The organism is Corallococcus silvisoli (assembly GCF_009909145.1).
In the GTDB taxonomy this organism is placed as follows: Bacteria; Myxococcota; Myxococcia; order Myxococcales; family Myxococcaceae; genus Corallococcus; species Corallococcus silvisoli.
On record NZ_JAAAPJ010000017.1, the window covers coordinates 13,215 to 32,048 of the forward strand.

General features: G+C 66.5%; 16 protein-coding genes. 8 read left to right on the plus strand and 8 right to left on the minus strand.

The window, feature by feature from the left end; all coding sequences use genetic code 11:
- Positions 1 to 238: 238 nt before the first annotated feature.
- From GTY96_RS28725 to GTY96_RS28735, 3 genes are read left to right on the plus strand one after another with little or no spacing between them, the layout of a single operon-like run.
- Positions 239 to 1,210: a class I SAM-dependent methyltransferase gene (locus tag GTY96_RS28725; protein ID WP_161666399.1), complete on the plus strand. Its 972-nt coding sequence runs from the start codon at positions 239 to 241 to the stop codon at positions 1,208 to 1,210.
- A gap of 9 nt (positions 1,211 to 1,219) precedes the next feature.
- Positions 1,220 to 2,317 carry a polysaccharide pyruvyl transferase family protein gene (locus tag GTY96_RS28730; protein ID WP_161666400.1) on the plus strand — a complete coding sequence of 366 codons (1,098 nt, stop codon included), beginning with the start codon at positions 1,220 to 1,222 and terminating at the stop codon, positions 2,315 to 2,317.
- Positions 2,318 to 2,344: 27 nt separating this feature from the next.
- On the plus strand, positions 2,345 to 2,617 hold the full coding sequence (locus GTY96_RS28735) for a ubiquitin-like small modifier protein 1 (protein ID WP_161666401.1): 273 nt from the start codon (positions 2,345 to 2,347) through the stop codon (positions 2,615 to 2,617).
- A gap of 66 nt (positions 2,618 to 2,683) precedes the next feature.
- On the opposite strand, the gene GTY96_RS28740 is transcribed toward GTY96_RS28735, so the two are convergent.
- The 6 genes from GTY96_RS28740 to GTY96_RS28765 all read right to left on the minus strand — a co-directional run bounded on the left by GTY96_RS28740 (position 2,684) and on the right by GTY96_RS28765 (position 10,677).
- Complete coding sequence (locus tag GTY96_RS28740; RefSeq protein ID WP_161666402.1) at positions 2,684 to 3,676, minus strand: MvdC/MvdD family ATP grasp protein; 993 nt, start codon at positions 3,674 to 3,676, stop codon at positions 2,684 to 2,686.
- Positions 3,673 to 5,400 (minus strand): glycosyltransferase family 4 protein, encoded by a 1,728-nt coding sequence (locus tag GTY96_RS28745; RefSeq protein ID WP_161666403.1) that lies wholly within the window; start codon positions 5,398 to 5,400, stop codon positions 3,673 to 3,675. Before GTY96_RS28745 ends, GTY96_RS28740 begins: the two co-directional genes overlap by 4 nt.
- Positions 5,401 to 5,468: 68 nt before the next feature.
- A complete protein-coding gene (locus tag GTY96_RS28750; protein WP_161666404.1) occupies positions 5,469 to 6,620 on the minus strand; it encodes a YcaO-like family protein in 1,152 nt (383 codons plus the stop codon).
- On the minus strand, positions 6,617 to 7,924 hold the full coding sequence (locus GTY96_RS28755; RefSeq protein WP_201756500.1) for a TfuA-like protein: 1,308 nt from the start codon (positions 7,922 to 7,924) through the stop codon (positions 6,617 to 6,619). Before GTY96_RS28755 ends, GTY96_RS28750 begins: the two co-directional genes overlap by 4 nt.
- Before the next feature lie 138 nt (positions 7,925 to 8,062).
- Positions 8,063 to 9,388: a JmjC domain-containing protein gene (locus GTY96_RS28760; protein ID WP_161666405.1), complete on the minus strand. Its 1,326-nt coding sequence runs from the start codon at positions 9,386 to 9,388 to the stop codon at positions 8,063 to 8,065.
- A gap of 14 nt (positions 9,389 to 9,402) precedes the next feature.
- Entirely contained in the window at positions 9,403 to 10,677 is a 1,275-nt protein-coding gene (locus tag GTY96_RS28765) for a cupin-like domain-containing protein (RefSeq protein ID WP_161666406.1), read from the minus strand.
- Between the two features lie 262 nt (positions 10,678 to 10,939).
- On the opposite strand from GTY96_RS28765, the gene GTY96_RS28770 reads away from it, so the two are divergent.
- Positions 10,940 to 12,298 (plus strand): MBL fold metallo-hydrolase, encoded by a 1,359-nt coding sequence (locus GTY96_RS28770; RefSeq protein ID WP_161666407.1) that lies wholly within the window; start codon positions 10,940 to 10,942, stop codon positions 12,296 to 12,298.
- A 60-nt stretch (positions 12,299 to 12,358) separates the two neighbouring features.
- Positions 12,359 to 13,081, plus strand: a complete 723-nt coding sequence (locus GTY96_RS28775) for a GNAT family N-acetyltransferase (RefSeq protein WP_161666408.1) — start codon at positions 12,359 to 12,361, stop codon at positions 13,079 to 13,081.
- A gap of 32 nt (positions 13,082 to 13,113) precedes the next feature.
- Here the strand turns inward: GTY96_RS28775 and GTY96_RS28780 are convergent, their stop codons facing one another.
- Positions 13,114 to 14,235, minus strand: a complete 1,122-nt coding sequence (locus tag GTY96_RS28780; protein WP_161666409.1) for a HEAT repeat domain-containing protein — start codon at positions 14,233 to 14,235, stop codon at positions 13,114 to 13,116.
- Between the two features lie 157 nt (positions 14,236 to 14,392).
- Complete coding sequence (locus GTY96_RS28785) at positions 14,393 to 15,652, minus strand: lanthionine synthetase LanC family protein (protein ID WP_161666410.1); 1,260 nt, start codon at positions 15,650 to 15,652, stop codon at positions 14,393 to 14,395.
- A gap of 220 nt (positions 15,653 to 15,872) precedes the next feature.
- Here GTY96_RS28785 and GTY96_RS28790 point away from each other — a divergent pair, with 220 nt between their 5' ends.
- The 3 genes from GTY96_RS28790 to GTY96_RS28800 all read left to right on the plus strand — a co-directional run bounded on the left by GTY96_RS28790 (position 15,873) and on the right by GTY96_RS28800 (position 18,831).
- The gene (locus tag GTY96_RS28790) at positions 15,873 to 16,040 is read left to right on the plus strand and encodes a hypothetical protein (RefSeq protein ID WP_161666411.1); all 168 of its coding nucleotides are present in this window, start codon (positions 15,873 to 15,875) and stop codon (positions 16,038 to 16,040) included.
- Positions 16,041 to 16,198: 158 nt separating this feature from the next.
- Positions 16,199 to 17,569 carry a JmjC domain-containing protein gene (locus GTY96_RS28795; RefSeq protein ID WP_161666412.1) on the plus strand — a complete coding sequence of 457 codons (1,371 nt, stop codon included), beginning with the start codon at positions 16,199 to 16,201 and terminating at the stop codon, positions 17,567 to 17,569.
- Positions 17,570 to 17,601: 32 nt separating this feature from the next.
- Positions 17,602 to 18,831, plus strand: a complete 1,230-nt coding sequence (locus tag GTY96_RS28800; RefSeq protein ID WP_161666413.1) for a hypothetical protein — start codon at positions 17,602 to 17,604, stop codon at positions 18,829 to 18,831.
- Positions 18,832 to 18,834: the final 3 nt, after the last annotated feature.

The following is an 18,834-nucleotide window of genomic DNA, read 5'->3' on the forward strand; positions in this document are numbered from 1 at the left end:
CCAATTCGGTCCTCGGTCGTTAGCGCGTCGTTAGCGCGTGCCTTCCGAGTCCTAAATGGGGGCGTTTTCCCTCTGTGGCGCTGGCGGCGTGAACTCGCCTTCAAAACCAGCGAGGGGCCGCGAGAGCAGTCCCTGGCGAGTTCGATTCCCGCGCCCTACCGCTCCCAAAAGACCCACTCGGTAGCGTGGGGCATACGCTCGATGCGACCTTCAGCCCAAACCCTGGTAGGGATCCGCCATGATCTTGTCGGTGAAAGATGCGATTGCCCACCTGCAAGCTCGCAAAATCATGGACGGTACCGACGGCACGAGGCTGAAGCTGCTGGCCCGGGCATGCGAAGAGGTAGAGCGCATGGGAGTCCCCGGCCTGTTCATCGAGGCAGGTGTCGCCAATGACATCCTCCCACCCCAAGGCGACGCCATGGACACGCTCGCCCCTGGCGAAGCGGTGGCGGTCGCGCACATGGGTTGTGAGGGACGCGGACCTGTCCAGGCGTGCGTGGAGCAACTGGCCCAGCGCATCAGCCCGAACGGGATGATCGTCTTCGCACACTACAGGTCCAGCGATGACCGCCGCCGCCTGCTGGATGAGTGGGTCGTCGCGTCCCCCGAGTTCCGTGTGCTGGAGGCCAACGAATCACTGATCGTCCAGCGACGCACTCGCGATGCATCGCTGGACCACGCTACGCGGTGGGCAAACCCAGTCAACGTACAGGGGCACTGGACCGAGCGCGCGCGGCGAGCCGCAGTGTTGGTGACACCGGGCGCCAGTGTGCTCGACATCGGCGCCGGTGAGATGGCCGTGCGGTGGTTCCTGGCGCCCCCATGCCGCTACACTCCTTCGGACTTCGTCAAGCGAAGCGAGGACTGCCTCGTCGCTGACCTCGACTCCGGTCAGTTCCCGGAGGGTCGCTGGGACGTGGTGATGATGCTCGGCGTACTGGAGTACATGCACGACCCGGAGGCCGTGCTGACCCGCATCGCCGCCGCCGCTCCCCGGCTCATCCTGTCGTACTGCTGCCGCGCGGACACGTCGATTGCCTATCGACGCAAGCTCGACTGGGTCAACGACCTCACCTTTGACGGTCTCGACGCACTGCTACGGCACAGAGGGTGGCGCGTTGAGGACCGATGGGAACTCAAGCGCATGCCTGCCTTCATCGAAGTCCTCATGTCCTGTTCACGTGACGGGCTCCACCCGACGCAGTAAGGAACGCTCGTGCTCAAGTTCGGCCTGTCCTGCTTTCGAAACACCCGCAATCTGGGGGATGAGGTCCAGAGCCTCGCGGCTCGCCAGTTCCTACCGCGCGTTGACCACCTCCTCGACCGCGACTTCCTCGCCGACTTCGTGCCCGAGGACGGCGCGGCCGTCGCGTTGATCCTCAACGGCTGGTTCGCCCACCGCGCCGAGAACTGGCCCCCAGTCGAGAACATCATCCCCCTCCCCGTCTCCATGCACCTCTCCTCCTTCCCTGGCTGGGGGAACGCGGGGATTTCCGCGGAGCTGTTCTTCCTGCACCCCCAGGCCCGCGAGTACCTCCGGAAGTGGGGGCCCGTTGGCGCGCGGGACCTGCATACCCTCCAGCTCCTGAAGAAGGCCGACGTGCCCGCGTACTTCTCCGGCTGTTTGACGCTCACCTTGAAGCGTCAGCCGGGCCGTGAACGGGAGGATTTCATCGCGGCCGTCGACGTGTCCGACGAAATCGTCGAGGCCCTCCAGAAGAGAACGGACCGGCCAATCCGCAGGCTCACCCACGACGATGCGGTCACCCTTGATGTAGCCAAGCGTTTCGCCAAGGCCGAAGGACTGCTGGACACCTACCAGCGCGCGCACAGCGTCGTGACCACCCGCCTGCACTGCGCCCTGCCCTGTCTCGCCTTTGAAACCCCGGTCCTGCTGATCGACCAGAGTCCGGACCAGACCCGGTTCGCGGGCCTCCATCAGCTGCTCCGGCATTGCGCCCCACAGCAGTTCATGACGGGAAGCGGGATTCCCTTCGACTTCCAGAACCCCGAACCCAATGACCTGGATTACCTGAAGCTCCGCAACGAGCTGACCGCCAGGGTCCAACAGTTCATCACGGGGGTGTCCTCCGGCAACCTCACCCCGGACACGCTCTCGGATGGCGGCACCTTGCTCGCCCGGTACAACACGCTCTGGGCTTTCTACACGGAGCTTCGCAAGTCCCGTGACGTGGCCACGCTCGAGCTTGAGCAGACAAAGCGGGAGCTCGAAAAAGCCAGGCACGAGTGCCAGGAGCAGGCCCGCTTGCTCGAGCGCCTCACCCAAGAGCTGGACACGAGCAGAATCCGCTGACGCCCTCAACCCCAGGAGCGATTGACCATGGCCACTGTCCGCATCCCCACCACCCTGCGAGGCTATACCCAGAACCACAGCGACGTGTCCGCTCAGGGTGCCACGGTGGGCGAGGTGCTCCGCGACCTGGAGAAGCACTACCCCGGCATCGGCGCTCGCCTGCTCGATGAAAAGGGAAGCGTGCGCCGCTACGTGAACGTCTTCCACAACGACGAGGACATCCGGTTCCTCCAGGCACTGGCCACTCCAGTGAAGGAGACCGACCGCCTCACCATCGTCCCCGCCATCGCTGGCGGATAGGCCGACGCGCCTCCCCCTGGCCCGCGGACATCGCCCTTGCCGAGCCGCGGCCACGCGACACGGCATTCACGCGTCCGAGGGAAACATGCCGCCAGCATCCGCTGTGCGCTCACGCTCGCACCCTCCCTGGAGGAGCAGCTCCGCCAGACACTCCAACACCGGAAGGCGGGCCTCTCGCTCCAGCGGGAGCCAGTCGCCCTGCGCATCCAGACGAAGGAACACGTACCGGGCCTCCGCCACCAGGCCCAGCTCGAGCGTCGCCGACGCCAGGCCGAGCCTGCGCATCATTCGCAGGCAGGCCCCGCCTGTCGCCTCGGGAAGAGAATGGGGACGCAACCTGGGGGCACGCCGGGCCCGCGAGCGACCCACCGGGCCCGCGGGCGCCTCCGCCGCGAAGAGCTGGCACCCGACGACCACCACCCACACCCTCGCCACCACGGGAAGGAGTTGTTGGAGCAGGAGCGGGGCGCGATGGAAAAGCTCGACGTCCTGGAGCTGCTCCAGGGAGACCACTTCTTCCAGCGGCCTTCCCGCGCCCCCGCCTGACGGATGCGTCCGCAGGCTCAGGCGCAGCACGTGGCCTTCACACTGACGGAAGAACTCCTGCGCGGCGCTCGACTCGGACGTGACGAGCGACAACGGCGTCTCCAGCCCGCTCTCCTGCGCTACGCGAAGCTGGAGCGCCTTGTTGTCGGCGCCATGCCTGAGCCGCCAGGGAGGGTTCACCCAGAACCGCTCGCGCAGGTGCAGGTAGAGCCCGGAGACGCTCTCGGTGCACTCCACCCGGGTGTATTGCCTCGCGAGGTCACTCCACTCCAGAGGCAGCGCGAACGGCCGTCGCGTCCTCCGCCACACCGAGCGGACCGAATCCAAGCGGAGGTCCCCCCGCTCCCCCCTCAGCCATCCCGACTCCTGGGGTACTCCGGGATAGAGAGTCAACGTCGCGGCGAGCGGCAGGTCCTCCGGATGGAACCGGAATGTTTCGGCGCCCTTCTGGCGCAGGGCGCCCTCCAGGGCATACGCGTGCCGGTCACCCGGATCGGTCACCAACAAGATCATCCCTTCCTCCTGGACCGCTCAAGGTACCCGTACTTGAGGAGCCACATGAGCTGCCGACGGGCTCGGTCCCCGGATAGGGCCGTGCCCCCCTTCGTCAACGCACCCAACACGGAGCCAGTCGTCGCCGACTTCCCCTTGCCACGAGCGAGCGCCGCGAGGATTTGCTCCACGGTGGTTCGATGCAACGGCTCCGTCCCCACGTAGCGGGGCGGAGGCGGCTCGGTCCCCGCGAGCAGCGCCCTGCCGGACGCGCCGAGTTTGACCATGCTCTTGTCCGTCAGGACTTCGGTGGCGAAGCCTTTGAAGGCATCGAAGTAGCGCGGATGCGTATGGGGAGGGACGCGGCGGCGGGCTCGCCTCGGCAGTCGCGCCGCACGGGCGCGCAGCTCCCCCCAGAGCGCCTCATAGCGGGCGAAGACCTCCTTCCATGAGAACGACGTCACCACGTGCTGCCGCGCGCGTCGGCCCATCTCGAGTCGAAGTGCCTCATTGCGCATCAGCAACTGGAGGCGATCCCGCAGCACCTCCAGGTCGACGGCAACCGACTGCGCGAGGGCGAGGTGCATCACCAGATCCGTCGGGAACTCCAACAGCCCCCCGAGCATGGAGACATCCGAGTCGCAGCGCATCCACGACGTCGGAATCCGGAAGCCGGTCTCCCGCTCGATAACGGTGCTGCGGTAGCCATCCCAGTCGGAGACCACGGCGGGGATGCCGCAAGCCATGGCCTCGAGCGGCGTCAGGCCGAACGTCTCGTGCACACTGTCAATCGGTGACACGAACACGTCCGCGGCGGCGTAGTACATGTGCCGGCGAGCCTTGTGCAGCTCGGACATCATCACCACCCGGTCACCCATTCCCAGTTGGAGCGTGTGCTCACGGAGAGTCCTCAAGTAGAGGTCCGATCCGGAGCCAGCGAGCACCAGGAGCGGACGGTGCTGGGGGTTGTCCAAGACCAGCTGGCGGAAGACACGCAGCAGCGGAAGAAGGTCCGCCTTGTGGTCGGGCGCGATGCGCCCCGCCCAGAGCAGGATGAACGCATCCTGCGGGAGCCCGAGCTGGTGGCGCATGTCGGCCCGGTCTCGTGGCTGGAAGAGGCGCTCATCGACGCCGAGCGGGATCACGTCGAAGCGCCCGCGGTACTTCAGCCGGGTGCCATGGGACAGGTTGAAGGACTCCTCAACCTGTCCCATGAGCGCCACCAACGCGTCCCGCGTGGTCGGAGAGATGCACACCACCGAGTCACAGGGCTGGACGTCAAGCAGCAGCAACTGGAGAAACCACGAGTGGAGCAGGTGGCGGCGACTGATGACGTGCGGAGTGACCGTGATGGGATAGAGCGTACGGGCATGCGCCTGGCGGAGCGCGAACGGGCGCTCGACCTCGCCGGTGATGTCGTGCCAGTGCGTGATGCCCTGAGCCTCGAGTCCGTTCAACAACGCGCCATAGCCTTCGACCCTGGCGATGTCGGGCGGGCGGCGCCAGAGCCCCAGGAGGCGCTGCACCTCGCCGCGGGTAGCCGCGACGTTGCCCGGTGACGAGAAGAAGCGCGGCTGGGACTCGCCATGCGCGAGCATCGCCGTCACGAAGTCCATGATCGCGACGTGCATTCCCCCGACCATCGCGTCGGCGGGAGACAGCTGGGCGTCGAAGAACATCCCCAGCACCGATGTGGGGACCCCACTCTCTACGACTTGCTTTCTGGCCACGGATTTCCCGGTCATCCACGTGGACCCGCCGCCGAGTGGCTCTCGATTCTCCGGGCCAGGAGCAGGTATGCGAGTGGCATATATCAGATCGAAATCGTGAGTCGCGCTCCCGGGATCATGACCTTCACGACCGCGACATCCGCGAACTGCTGGCCCAGGTCCACACGGTACGCGGCCTCGAAGCCCCCCTCCAGAGCACTGGCGAGGAGCCGCTGGTAGTCCCGGGTCAGGTCCTGGCTCGAGCCATCCTCGAGCTCTTCCCAACGCGTCCGCGGGTCGAGCTGCGAGAAGAAGGAATACAGCCGTTGGTGGCTGCCACCTCCCCGGTAGGCCGCCTCCGTGAGGTCATCTCGGGAGCCGTGGATGAACGTGAGCCGGGACTGGGCCGCCTCGGTGATCGCCCGCGCGGCGGCCACGGAGGGACTCAAGTGGGCTCCATAGCCAAGGTTCACGGTCGAGGCGTGGCTGAACGGCGACGGGTCCAGCACGACTGCCAGGAACACGTGCGTGGGTAGGTCGCTTGGCGCTCGCAGCAGCACGAGCTGGAGGTCGGACCGCTGGATCCGCTCCCGGAGCCCCCCGACCACGTCGTCGGTGATGGTGTCGAGGTCGATGACATCGCACCGGCCCAGATGGATCCGGTTGCCCTCGGAGAGGCGTGAGAGCGTGTCGCGCTCGATCAGTTCATACATCCCGTGGAGGGTCGCTTCGGTGAGGTTGTTGCCGCTGGCCAGGCCGTTGAACGAGTACCGATGGTGCTGATGGCGGTAGTAGTAGGCCGCGAATGCCGGCACCCAGAGCTCCTCGCGCGAGTGCAGATCCTCGCCACGCACCCAGTCAAGAACCAGGTCCTCCGTGAAGTGCGCGGACGACCAGAAGCCCTCGAGGCGCTCCGGAGAGACGACGCGTGCCCCCTCGCGACGCAGCCGTGCGAGCGACGCGCGTTGAAAGGGAACGGCGGGGTTCTCGGCGTGCCAGACCTCGATGGACTCCATCAGCGCCGACACCTGGGCATCGACGTGGCGCGGCCCCTTCCCATTGGAGGTCTGCAGCACGCGTCCCTGGGGACGGACCGCGACGTAGACCGGGATGCCAATGCAGTCGAGCCCCGTGATGTCCGCGCAGCGGGTGATGCCAAAGGCGCGCAAATGCGGGCGGATCCGCTCGAGCGTCGCCTCCGGAGCGACGGCGCGGTGCGTCCCGCGTACGTAGGCCTTCCGCAGTTCAAGGGTCATGTCGGCGATCCGAGGGCCAGCAGGTCTGTGACACGTCCCAGGAACTGAAGCTCCTGGACGACGGCGACCTCGAGGTCATGCGCGCGGCCCAATCGGGTGGGCCCCTGCGCAAGCATCCACTCCAGGAGCGCTCGCTCCTCGAGGATGCGGCGCAAGCGCTCCTGAGGGAGTTCAAGTGAACGGGCCGCCTCCGCCTGCTCGGCGATGGAGCCCAGCCCCCATGAAGCGAGAAGCGCGTCGCGCTCGACGACAGGACACCCGAGGCCGTTCTCGTGCGCCCACGCCACGATGAAAGGCCACGTCTCGGCGTCGAGAGTCCGCGACGCCCCCTCGCGGAACAGGCGTGCCTGGACGCGGGTCACGGAATCCTGATCCCATTCCAGCCCGAACGCCCCAGGGCCGGACTCGATCAGCCAGGCTGACAGTGCGTGCTCCGCGAGCAATGCCGCATGCTCCTGCCGCGTCAGCCCCTGGGCCCGCGCCCAAGCGCCCGCATCCACGACGTCGTGCTCGGCGGCCCAGCGGCGCTCGGAGGCGCGCGCGAAGTCCTCCGGGCACGTCAAGCCCCGCTGGCGTGCCCAGTCGAGGATGAACCACTGACACACCACGCGCCGGCTTGTCGCGTCCCAGAGAGTCTTCGACTGACGCACCGCGCGCAGGAGGGTGTGGCCTGCGTCGGGCCCGGCTCCGTGCCCCATCTGGCGAAAGCCCAGGCTGACGCGCTGGAACTCCTCGCGCCAGACGTCCACCCGCCGCCCCGGCCCGACATGCGCCACCTCGGTCCGCCGGGCGCAGTAGCGCAAGACCTCGCTCGCATCACGCGCCTTGAGATCCACGGCATTCTCGCGGAGGTACTGACGCCACGCCGCCAGCCGCTCCCCGGCCCAGCCGAGGAATAGGGGGCTCTCCAGCAGACGGCGATAGGAGCGCTCGGGGTAATATGTCTCCCGCATGAAGGCCACGAGCGTGTCCGCCTCGTCCACCGAGAGCCTCCCGTCGTCCACCGCCTGGAGCAGGGTAAAGCGGATGTTGACGAGAGGCTCGGACAGCGCGCGGTAGCCCATGTCCTCGGGTGCATGGCGCAGCGCGACCTCATCGTCGGCGTCGATGAGGCCGTCCCGGTACCACTCAAAGATGGTGCCGTGCCCCACCATCCCGAACGGGTGGAGCTCCGCGGCCCGCAGCGCCCCCATGCTGCTGGCGCCGAGCACCTCGATGCCCTCGTCCAGCGCCGTGAGTATCTCCCGCTGCCAGACGGAGGGCCCGCTATGGAAGATCCCGTCAATCAGGACGAGGGTCTTCACCCCGGAGGTCAGGACCCGGTAGATGTCGCCCTTGCGCGCGGGCGGGCGGTACTCAGCGTCCAGGAGCGTCCGGGCCCGCTCCAGACCGAGAGACGGCCCCAGGAAGACGATGGTCGATGCCACTGAGCTGGCCACGTCCTAACGCGCCTCGGGCCGCGTGCGCTTCTTCGCTGGCTTCTTCACGGTCGCGCGAGCCGGCCGCGCAACGGCCTCTTCGACCTGGAGGGCGCGCATCGAATACAGCCGGCCAAGGAGCGCCCGGATGAACTGGGCATCCAATGTGTACTGCTTCCTGCGGACCGTTGCCTCGCCGGAGTGTTTCTTGATCAGGTCGCGGACCTTGATGCGCTGGCCGCGGTTCAGCTCGCGGAACAGCTCGATGAGCTTCGGGTGCGCCTGGATGGCGAACGAGTGCCCGTAGATGGCGCCGAGCAGCTGGCCCTCCTGAACCTGGAACAGGAGCGGCTCGGAAGGATCGACCCAGACCGTATCGGTGTCCTTGAACTCGCGGGCCTCCTGCTTCGCCGCGGCATCCAGCCCCAGACCGCTCAAGCGGGCGAGCCATTTGCGCGAGACGGCGAGGCGCAGGTCCTTGCCGATGCTCTCGAAGGCCTCCAGCATGGTGTTGAGGTTCCCTGGCATCTCGGGCGGGCGCAGTGCCTTGTCTGCCTGGAAGACCGGGATCGTCTGACTCCTCTCGACCTTGCTGAGTCGCGAGTCGATGAGCTTCGTGGCATCCCGCTGGATCGACTCGATCCAGTAGTGCTTGTGGACCGCCATCAAGATGCTGACCTGGAGGGCAGGCTCCGAACCGGCCTCGGACACATGGTAGTAGCCCTGCGGGATGTAGAGGACGTCCCCCGGCTCGAGATCGAACGTCTGGGCTTCTCCGAGGATCGACTCGTAGCCAGCATGTCCCAGCAGTTGGGGGTTGCGCTGGAGCACCTCGGGTGCCCACATCCGGAAGCGCTTGCGCCCATCGAGCATCACCAGGAGGTTGTCGATGGGATCCTCGTGGACCCCAAACCCGGTGACCTCGGTCCGGCTATACCAGATGACCGCATCGGTACTCTCAGGCACCCCGATCTCCGAGTAGAGCCCCTGGACGAACCCTCGCGTCCGCCGCCACAGCTCCATGTCCCAGGTGTGCGCCTTGTTCAGCACCACCGCGAATCCACGCCCGTTGAGCGCCTCCGTGACGCGCTGGGTGTACTCCTCGAAGGAGGCGTCGTTGAGAGGCAGGAAACCTCTCGCGTCGAACTCCCGGTACGACTTGTCGACGAAGAAGCGCAGCGACACCTTTTCGCCGGGCTGGTTCGCGGACTTGCTCGCCGCCGAAAGGATGCGGAAAGCGTCACCCTTCGCCAGGAACCCCGGTTGAAAAAGCTTCCGGAAGAGCACGGGCTCCTTCCGCCAGTAGCGAGCTACGAAGTCAGGCCAGTTCATCTGGGGCACCGCAACCATCGTGTCGACTCCTGTCAATCCATCATCCCTGGCAGCAAAGATCCCACGTCCACGGCACGCACCCGGTAGAGCTGGGTGAGCAGGCGATGCGCCTCGGCGCGGTCCGCGGCGGAGCCCCTCCACGTGGCCACCTGCGCATCAAGCAACTCCCCCACCCGTCCCCGATGGCCGCTATTGACGTGCTCCATCAGCGCCCGGATGCCCTCGTTCTCCCGCGTCACGAACGAGTGGCCCCGGGCCGCTCCCACCAGCCTGTCCCCCACTGGGTACAGCAGGATGGGATTGTCGCGGTCGCCCTGGACCAGATCGGCATCCGTGATGGCGCGAACATCGCGCTCCCGTGGAGCGGCGAGTCCCAAGCCCGTCAACCTCGCCAACCAGGTCCGGGCCACGTTGAGACGCATCTCCCCACCAAGGCCCGTGAAGACATTCGTCAGCAGCTCGAGGGTCGGGGGCGGCTGGGTCGTCACCTCGCCGCCCTCGAAGTGGGTCAACGGAATCGTCATGCTCGACGGTACATCGCGGAGCCGGACCTCTTGCGACCGGTGCATCGCGCCCCGAAAGGAGTCAAGCCAGAACATCCGCTCGGAAGTCATGGCGAAGCTGACCTGGAAGCATGGCCGACCGTCACCCTCCACGACATGGTAGTACCCTTCGGGGATGTAGAGCATGTCCCCTGGCTCCAGATCGACCCTCAGGCTCTGGTCCCGGATCCCCAGATAGCAGGTGTCATTCACCACTTCGGGATGGGTCCGGATGATCTCCGTGGGCCACAGCAGGAACCGCTTGCGTCCCGTGAGGACGAAGATGAGGTGATCAAACGGATCGTTGTGGACGCCAAAGCCGCTGACGCCCGCCCGACTCAACCAGAAGGCCAGATCCGTACCCTCTGGGATCCCGACGCTGGCATAGAGTTCCCGCAGGAAGCCCCGGCAGCGCAACCACAGCGCATCGTTCCACGATTCGGCATGGTTGAGCGCCAGCACGAAGTTTTGACCAGGCAGTTGCCCGGCCAGCCGCTCCGCATAGGCATCCAGGGACGCATCCCTGAGCGGAAGAAAGGCTCGCGGGTCCGACTCCTTGAAGCCCTTGCCGGTGTAGAAGTGGATTGGAACCCGGCTGCCCGGTTCGCCCGCCGCGCGACTCGCCGCGACGAGAATCTCAAAGCCCTCGCTGGCCGAAAGGAGCCCGGGATTGAGCATCGCGGGGAAGTGGACTGGAGCCTTGCGCCAGTACCTGGCAATGAATTCCTTCCAGCCGCCTGGCGGCGCTGCCGTCATGTCGCCCATTCTCTGTTGTTCTGATGGCCAGTCGCCGCATAGCGCCCCGGCGTGCGGGCACATCGTATATGTCGAGCCGTGCCTTCGTAAATGATGGTTGCGTCAAGGTCGGCATCGGGCTCGTCGCACGGTTGATATGGCATGGGACAACCGATAGAACGTGCTGCCCATGGCGGTCATGACTCCACCCGGTCCTGGACCTGGAGTGGATCCGCCGGTCAGTGCGGACCCCATGCCACTCCCTCCAAGACTCTTCGTCGAACTCACGACGATGCCGAAGCTCGAGGCGTGGTTCCTGGGTGGCGTGCTCCAGCGGCTGCTTCAATCCGAATTCGATCCCAGGAAATCCCGCGCGGTATTGGAGCGCATGAATGGCCGTGTAGCGAGCCCCGTGCTGCGCCCCCAATGCGTGGGCGACGGCGGGATGGTCCTCGAGGAGGAGGCGCTGTTCCCCGAGCAGGGCGCCTGGCAGTTGCAGTTCCATGCGCCGGAAGCAGCGTGGCACACGGAGGTGCCTCCGGACGTGCTTCCTTCGATCGCCCACTTCCTCCGTCTGGCCACCCACGGAGAGGAACTCCAAGGCCTCCGCGAGGCGTGGCCCTTCCTAGAGGAGGAGGGGCTCGGATTGCTGCACCTCACGCCGGCGCCCCGGGTGTGCTGGCCCACGCCGGACACGCCCGGCATCTACCGCCGCGAGCACGCGAGCCTGTTGATCCGCTCGCGAACCACCAGCATCCTGGTGGATCCGGTCAGCCTGGACCGCCGCATGCCCCAGATGAGCGAGGCTCCTGTCCATCTGCCTTCCCAGGGTGTGGACGCCGTGGCCATCACCCACGGACATGGGGACCACTGGCACCTGCCGTCGTTGCTGACCCATCTGGCCACACCGGACACTCCGGTGCTGGTGCCACGCCTGCCTCGTATCAGCCTGCTCACTCCCCAGCACTTCGAGGCGTCGTTGAGGGCCTGTGGCCAGGCAGTGCTGACCCCCGCCTGGGGAGAGACAGTGAAGGTGGGCGATATCGAGATCGACATCCTGCCCTTCTACGGTGAGCAGCCCGCGCGCGAAGGCCCTCCCCTGAAGGCTGGCTTGCGCAACTGGGGCAACTGCTACCGCTTCACCACCGAGGACTTCTCGTGCGTGTTGCTGGTGGACGGAGGCACGGATCCAGAGGGAAGCATGGATCGGGTGATGGCGGAATCCCACGCGCGACGTGGCCCCGTCGACGTGCTGCTGGCGTGCCAGCGTGAGTTCCCGTCGCCCTTCTTCGGCGGCCTGAGCGACATCTGGGCGGCCCTCCCCTGGGAGCAGCTCCAGGGCCTTTACCTCGACTACGTGGCAGGACGGATGAAGAACACGACCGCTGGAATCACTGGCATCGCGGACGCGTGCGGCATCGCCCGAGCTCGCTACTTCCTTGCCTATGCCAACGGATTTCAGGGCCTGGGCAGACCCATCCTGGATATCGGCTGGGGCAGTCGCGAGCCTTCCGAGGCGACCAGCAACGCCAGACTGCGCGAGCAGCTGGCCGCCCGCGCCCTTCCCACCCAGGTCCCCGAGTGGTGTCCCGGAGACGTGGCGCGGTTCTCACGAGGCCAGCTCTTATTGGAGCGGCTCCCTCCTCGGTGAGGCGTCACCACGCCGCCCCCCCTCTTGTTCCCGCCTTCGCGGGGCCACTATCCTGAAATCATGGATCCGCGTCTGCTCTTGTTCGAGAACCACCTGGAATTCATTGCAACACACCGTGGGCCGGTGCGCCGCCACGGCGACACGGTCCTGGTGGAGAGCGAGCGCCCGGAGTTCTGCTATGCAGCGCCGGGCCGGGAGAGCTGGGACCCTTCGCTCCTGGATCGCTTCAATGTGATCCATCAACTGCCCTGGGCGCCCGAGGCACTGCCTCACGAACTCGCCCGGCGCGGCTATCACGAATTCGGGGGCCTGACGTACCAGGGGATGGTACCGGACACGCAACATGAAGCCCGGCCGGACGTGGATATCCGGGTGGTGTCCAACGCAGAGGAGATGGACCTGTTCACCGAAATCCAGTGCACGGACATGGTGGGCAGGGAGGATGCTCGCGAGACCTGGTATGCATGGTATCGCGCGGCGAACCAGCGCAACCTCGCCAACCCGACCCAGACGTTCTATGTGGCCACGATCGGGGGGAGCCCGGCGGGCGTCCTGATGCGCCTGCAGAAGGCCGACATCGCCGGGATCTATTTCGCGGTGACTTCGCCAGAGCACCGCAAGAAGGGCGTGTACTCGAGCATGGTCGCCCGGGCCTGCGCGGATGCGCGGGAGGCGGACTGCTCCGCCATCACCGGTCAGGTATCAACGGGCTCCAGCGTTCTCGCCCTGGACATGAAGCTGGGCCTGAAGCCTGTCTTCAGGGCAAGGATCTACCGGAGGTAGAGGACGAAACGCAAAGCAGCACGGGCCGGACGTCAACGCTGAGCGCTGTTGGCGGCGCGCGTCTGCTCGACCCAGCGGTGCCAGGCCGCCGGATCCCCCCCCAGGTCCCGCCCCGCCAGGATCGCGAGCACCTTGCGAGCAGGCTCTGAATCGGTCTGCTGCCGCATGCCAGCCATCTCCACCAGCACCGCGCCCGCCTTTTCGAGAATCCGCCGCTGATGGGCGGCGCCTTCTGTTTCCACGATGTGCGCAAGCGCCCAGGCGGCCTTGTTGCGGTCACTTTCGAGCGGGTACCAGAGCGCCTCGAGCACGGGCTCAAGCGGGATGATGACCCTCGACTGTCCTTCCTGCATCGTCCCCAGCACGCGCAGCGCCTCGTTACGCACGCCCTCGTAGGGGTCTCGCACCGACGGAAGCACGAGCTTCACCAGTTGATCACGTGAGTTGATGTAGGGCAGGACCATGAGCGTGGCCATTCGCTTGGAGTCGTCACGATCCTCACGCAGCACCCGCACGAGCGTGTCGAGATTGCGGGGAACGCCCTCCATGAAGCGCTGCTCCAGGGGCGCGAGCTCAGGATGGTCGAACCCGCCGTGGCACATGAGGGCATGGCACTTGCTCTTGCCGTACTCGGGGACAGCCCCCTCCCTGCTCAGCTTCCAGTAGGTCTTCTCGTATTCACCCCAGGCGGAGAGAAGGCCCTCGGGCTCCGGGACATCGCCCTGGGGCGCGGGTGAGAAGGGCATGCGCCACTCATCCCCGTCATCGACCAGATCCACCGTCACCCGGAACGTCCGCGTCGGCGGGTAGGCCACCATCGAGAACCTGCAGAACGCGAACTTGTAGGCCGCCAGGAGGCGCGGCTTGCTCTCCATGAGGTACGGCGTGAACTCTCCCTTCTCGAGGTTGAAGCGCGCGCCGGGCGCGGGCATGCCAATGACCTCCAGCAGCTTCTCCTTGGGCACCTTGCGAGAGCCGAACACCTCCACGCCTTCGAACAGGTAGAGCGGGCTGGGCTGGACCGGCGCCGCGGCCTTGGCCTCCAGTGGAGCCTCGGACGCCCGAGCCACCGAGGCGGCGGGCGACGCAGCCTGATGGACAGGTGTTGCGCAGGCCGTGAGAAGTGCAAGACCCAAGAGGACAAAGCGCTGCATGTTTCTCCCTCTCCGCGCCAAGTGGCGCAGGGTGCTCGACGCCGATTGCGCGAAATGTGGATGGTGAAGCGAATCCCAGGATAACGCGCATCCAGGCGGCCCTCGCATGGAAATCCCCTCGGCCCCTGGAATCATCCTGGCGCGGCCCATCGGAGGGTCAGTCCTGGGAAGGAGCGTCAGGCATGCGCACGATGGCGGGGCGCAGCTGCTCGAGTCCGTCCAGCCAGAGCAGCGCCAGGCCAATGCCTGCCGCGCCCTGCATGAGGCAGGTCTGGGCCTCCAAACGTCCAGGCAGGTCGCGGTACTCGGCGAAGGTCCACTTGAATCCATCGCCATCCGGCTCCGCCCGGGCCAGGAGATGATCCGCCAGCTTGCGCGCGGCGGCGAGCTGCTCCGGCGCACGCTCCAGGTGGTGGAGGTCTATCAGCCACGACACGAGCGACGCGTCACCACAGCACAACCCCCGGTTGTTCCAGAAGCCATGCATGCGGCGCTCCGGCAGCCCACCGGAGAGCAGGCGGAGCAGGATGTCCACGCCGCGAGCCAACCAGACACCGTACCTGGACTCTCCACGGCCCTGGCTCAACGCAACGAAGAGGCGAGAGGTCCCCGCGGGGCCGTGGCACCACCCCAGGTAGTAGAGCTCCGTGCCGCCGGGTGCATGGTGGTAGACCAGCCCGTCCAGGTTGCCGATCTCCATCAGGTGAGCCGCGCCCCGCTTCGCGGCCTTCAAATAGCGGGCCTCGCCGGTCGCCTCGTGGAGCCTGGCCAGGAAGAAGGCCACGCCTGCCGTTCCATGAGAGAAGTTGGGCATGTAGTTGGGGAAGCCCGGTGCCAGGTCCCACGACAGGCCCCCTTCGCGAGGTCGGGCAACCTCCAGCAGGCGGTCCCCCACGCCACGAGCGCTCTCCACGAGCGCCGGACGGTCGAGCGCCCTGGCGGCCCAAAGCAACGCCAGACCGATTCCCGCCGAGCCCGAGAACACGTCGGTGACATTGTTCCAGACCACCCCCTGCCCCTCCGGCTTCGCGCACCGGACCAGGTGGTCGAACGCGGCGACAGCCGCGTCGCGGTCGCGCGGATCCGCCGTGACACGCCAGGCCATCGCGAGGGCGAACGCCTGGCCCGCGAGGCCGGTGTACAGACCTGGCTCCGCCTCTTTCGTGAAGTGTGCCGCGAGATCATCCGCGATCGCACGCACCTCCCCTCGCGCCTCCTCATCACCCGTCGATCCATGCAGCTCGGCGAAGAACAGCAACTCTCCGGCGACTCCCGCGCACAGGCTGCGCGTCACGGGCTGGCCCACGCGGCGCCGCCGCTCCCCCCGAATCCAGACGGAGGCCTTCACCGCCGCCACCAGATAGGGGCGCGCGGCACCCGATCCGCTCGTGCTGGGGTCGGGCGTACCCTGAAGCAATTCGCTTGACGGAGTCTCCATCACGGTTGCGTCAATCGCTTGATGTGCATCCATTCCTGGCGGTACCTGTCGTTCCGCAAGGATCCTCCAAACACCGGATCTTCACTCCTTGACAAGAGTGACTCCTCTCTTGAAACTCATCTGCTAGTCAATTCGGTTTGCTGTCGAGCTGCATGACAACTGGACTGACGCCACGCAGCATCAGCGGAGAAAAACCACAATGGCAACCAAGCCGGAGCAGAAGAAGGTCGAGTCCAAGGGTACCGACAAGGCCAAGAAGCAGCCCCTCGCTCTTGAGTTCATCGAGGATACCGACCTGGCCAACGTCGCGGGCGGTGCGATCCCCATCTCCTCCAACACTGGCGGCGACGTCGTCTGGGGTTACTAAGACCTCACACTCGTTAGAGTGAAGAGCACGGCGCCCCTGGGTCTTCATGCACCATCTTGAGGAAGAGCGGCCGCCAGTCGTAGGCTGGCCTCGAGACCGGGGCCAGCGTTTTGGCTTGCGCCGCGGTGACGCCGGGCATCCCAGTCAAGCTGCTCTCCATGAACCGTTTCGCGCCATCTCGCACATTCTGGCGTCACTTCAAATCTCGCCACTGGCGCAAATCCCCGTTTCACCAACAGCGGCCACGTCTCCCCTTCCAGGCCACACCTGACGAACTCTTCACCGCGCTGGTCGCGGCGAGCGAGGCATCAAAGGGTGGCTCTGCTTCCGCGCTGGTGCGGTTCTTCATCGGAGATGCGCTCGTACCGGATATCGCATACCTCCCGGCGCCGACCGATGGTTCGCTCGATGCCTATCTCAGCCGTCTGGAGCACCTGCTGCAGGGGCGGAAGTTCGGGCTTGTCGTGAGCGCGATCCAAGGCCACAGCTTCAGCCTCTGGTCGCACCTTCGAGAATTCCTCCACGGCTTCTATCAGTCCACCGGAGAGCCTCCCTACGTGGCCGAGGCGGGGATCTTCCTCGGGAACTACGAATCCACGGCCTTCGGCGTCCACCAGGACCAGGTCGACGTGATGATGTTCGTGCTGAAGGGGAGCAAGACCCTGCGCTTCTGGGAGCCGATGGCGCTCGCGCCGTCCGAGGTCGCGCGACATCGGCACGCGTACCAGCCACTCCTGCGGCGCTCTACCTGCGCTCGTGCGGTGGCCGGTGACTTCGTGTACTGGCCCGCGGGGCACTGGCACGTCGGCGAGTCCGACGGCCTCTCGCTGACGTTGAACGTCGCGCTGGGAACCCGGGGCGGAACGGCGGCGAACCCCACCCCCCTGAACGCCCCACCCGAAATCATGGCCGCCGCCGTGCAGGGCCTGCTGAACGCCCGGTCGCGACAGGAGCGCAGCGCCCGGAAGCGCGGAAGCAGCTTCGAGCACTTGCGGGAAAAGCCCTTGACCCTCTCGATGCCGCTGAGAGCCGCGGTCGAGGCGCTGCGCGAGTCCATGATCAACGGAGCGTTGGAGGGAAGGCTCCTTGCAGCGGAGCTCCGCCGCCTGACGGGCTTCGGCTTCCAGCCGGTTCCGCCGCTGCGGCCACCCCCGAAGCTCTCGCACGAGGAGACCGTCCGGGGTAATGCGCGCTACCCCATCCAGTGGGCGAGGGCAGGTGACACGCTCGTCATCGCCGCCAACGGGCATGCGCTGACAGCGTCCTTCCATCCGGTGCTCGTGCGCGTGCTCAAGCGATTGAACCAGGGACTTCCGGTCCCGGTCGCCGAGCTCCTGCGCCAGCCACGGTCAACGACGCGTGTTCGTGGCACGGTCGCACGGCCCCACCCGGACGACGTCATCCAGTTGCTCAAGAGCCTCCACCGTTGCCGAGCCATCGAGTTCGCCGAGGTGGCCCAGGAGACTCGCGGGCGACCAGATGGGCAGCGCGGTTCCTCTGTCCGCCCCATGCCCCTCTCGCGAGATTGACCCAGCCCCCTCCCCTCGGTCCCTTGGACGCCATGGAAGCCCCAGCCATCCTCAATCCGAATACCCGTGTCGCAGTGAGGCGCGACGGAGAGCAATGGCGCTCGATCTTCCTTGCATCGCCCATCAAGGGGCAGGACCTGCGCATCAAGGTCGTCAACAGCGAGGATGCCGCGCTGTTCGAGGCCGTACGGCGAATCATCCAATCCGGGGAGCTCGATGAGGAGCGCATCGCGCGCCATGAAGCGGATCTCACCCGGCTGGGGTTGTTGATCGACCCGAGGGAGGTTTCCCGGCCAGTGGTCTTCCATTGCTGGCTGGCCGAGCCCGAGGTCGGGAGCATGGGCAACACCTTGCCCATGGCGTCGGACATGGAAGAGCTTGTCGTGGCCTCCGTCGCGGTGTACCAGCCGCCCGGCGCGGCGCTGCCCGGAGCCCTTGCGGGGCGGATCCTGCTCGAGAAGCAATTCGCGTGGGGCGCTCCCGAGAACTGGTTCGCGCCCGGGTGTGGACGGCTCTGGGTGGAGGACCCCGGCACGCAGGTCCTGACCGTCTTCAGTGTGCCCGAGCGCCTTGAGCCCGTCATCGCGTCGCTGCGTCCGGGTGAGCCGCCCCCCTCCTCCCTCTCCCCTGAGACGCGCGAGTTGCTGCGGCGTGCGGCCGTGCTCATCCCGAGGCCTTTCACGGCACGGCGCCAGGAGGCGTGGGAGCAGACGATTCGCGAGGCGCATGCCGCCTTCAGCTCGGATGGGTTCGTGAACGTCGAAGGGCTGCTTCACCCCATGCAACTCACGGCGCTGCGGCGCTACCTGCGGGAGTTCGTCGCGGAAGGACACGCCGAGCGGACGCGAGAGGAGACGGTGTGCTACGCCGCCCACAACGAGGGCATCTGCCGTTACCTGCATGACCAGCTCACGGGACTGATCAGCAGAATCGTCGGCAGGCAGCTCAAGCCAGCCTACACGTCCTTCCGCGCCTACCAGCCAGGCGCGATGCTCGTCCGACACCTCGACCGGGAGCCCTGTCACTACAGCATCTCGCTCCTGGTGGATTCCACCCCCGAAACCGAGGAGCGCTCCCCCTGGCCGCTCTGTCTGGAGCCCGCCGCGCGCGGCGTCGTGCCCGTGTTCCAGAAGCGGGGAGATGGCGTCTTCTTCGAGGGCATCAAGGTCCCCCACTTCCGCGACCGGCTGGCCGAGGGCTGCACGTCGACGTCGGTCTTCTTCGAGTACGTCCCACAAGAGTACAGCGGTCCACTGCGCTGACGG

What these genes read in the sequence shown, in the direction of transcription:
- GTY96_RS28725 (WP_161666399.1), top strand. Translation starts at nt 239, where the DNA reads ATGATCTTGTCGGTGAAAGATGCGATTGCCCACCTGCAAGCTCGCAAA.
- GTY96_RS28735 (WP_161666401.1), top strand. Translation starts at nt 2,345, where the DNA reads ATGGCCACTGTCCGCATCCCCACCACCCTGCGAGGCTATACCCAGAAC.
- GTY96_RS28740 (WP_161666402.1), bottom strand. Translation starts at nt 3,676, where the DNA reads ATGATCTTGTTGGTGACCGATCCGGGTGACCGGCACGCGTATGCCCTG.
- GTY96_RS28745 (WP_161666403.1), bottom strand. Translation starts at nt 5,400, where the DNA reads ATGACCGGGAAATCCGTGGCCAGAAAGCAAGTCGTAGAGAGTGGGGTC.
- GTY96_RS28750 (WP_161666404.1), bottom strand. Translation starts at nt 6,620, where the DNA reads ATGACCCTTGAACTGCGGAAGGCCTACGTACGCGGGACGCACCGCGCC.
- GTY96_RS28760 (WP_161666405.1), bottom strand. Translation starts at nt 9,388, where the DNA reads ATGGTTGCGGTGCCCCAGATGAACTGGCCTGACTTCGTAGCTCGCTAC.
- GTY96_RS28765 (WP_161666406.1), bottom strand. Translation starts at nt 10,677, where the DNA reads ATGGGCGACATGACGGCAGCGCCGCCAGGCGGCTGGAAGGAATTCATT.
- GTY96_RS28770 (WP_161666407.1), top strand. Translation starts at nt 10,940, where the DNA reads ATGCCGAAGCTCGAGGCGTGGTTCCTGGGTGGCGTGCTCCAGCGGCTG.
- GTY96_RS28775 (WP_161666408.1), top strand. Translation starts at nt 12,359, where the DNA reads ATGGATCCGCGTCTGCTCTTGTTCGAGAACCACCTGGAATTCATTGCA.
- GTY96_RS28780 (WP_161666409.1), bottom strand. Translation starts at nt 14,235, where the DNA reads ATGCAGCGCTTTGTCCTCTTGGGTCTTGCACTTCTCACGGCCTGCGCA.
- GTY96_RS28790 (WP_161666411.1), top strand. Translation starts at nt 15,873, where the DNA reads ATGGCAACCAAGCCGGAGCAGAAGAAGGTCGAGTCCAAGGGTACCGAC.
- GTY96_RS28795 (WP_161666412.1), top strand. Translation starts at nt 16,199, where the DNA reads ATGAACCGTTTCGCGCCATCTCGCACATTCTGGCGTCACTTCAAATCT.
- GTY96_RS28800 (WP_161666413.1), top strand. Translation starts at nt 17,602, where the DNA reads ATGGAAGCCCCAGCCATCCTCAATCCGAATACCCGTGTCGCAGTGAGG.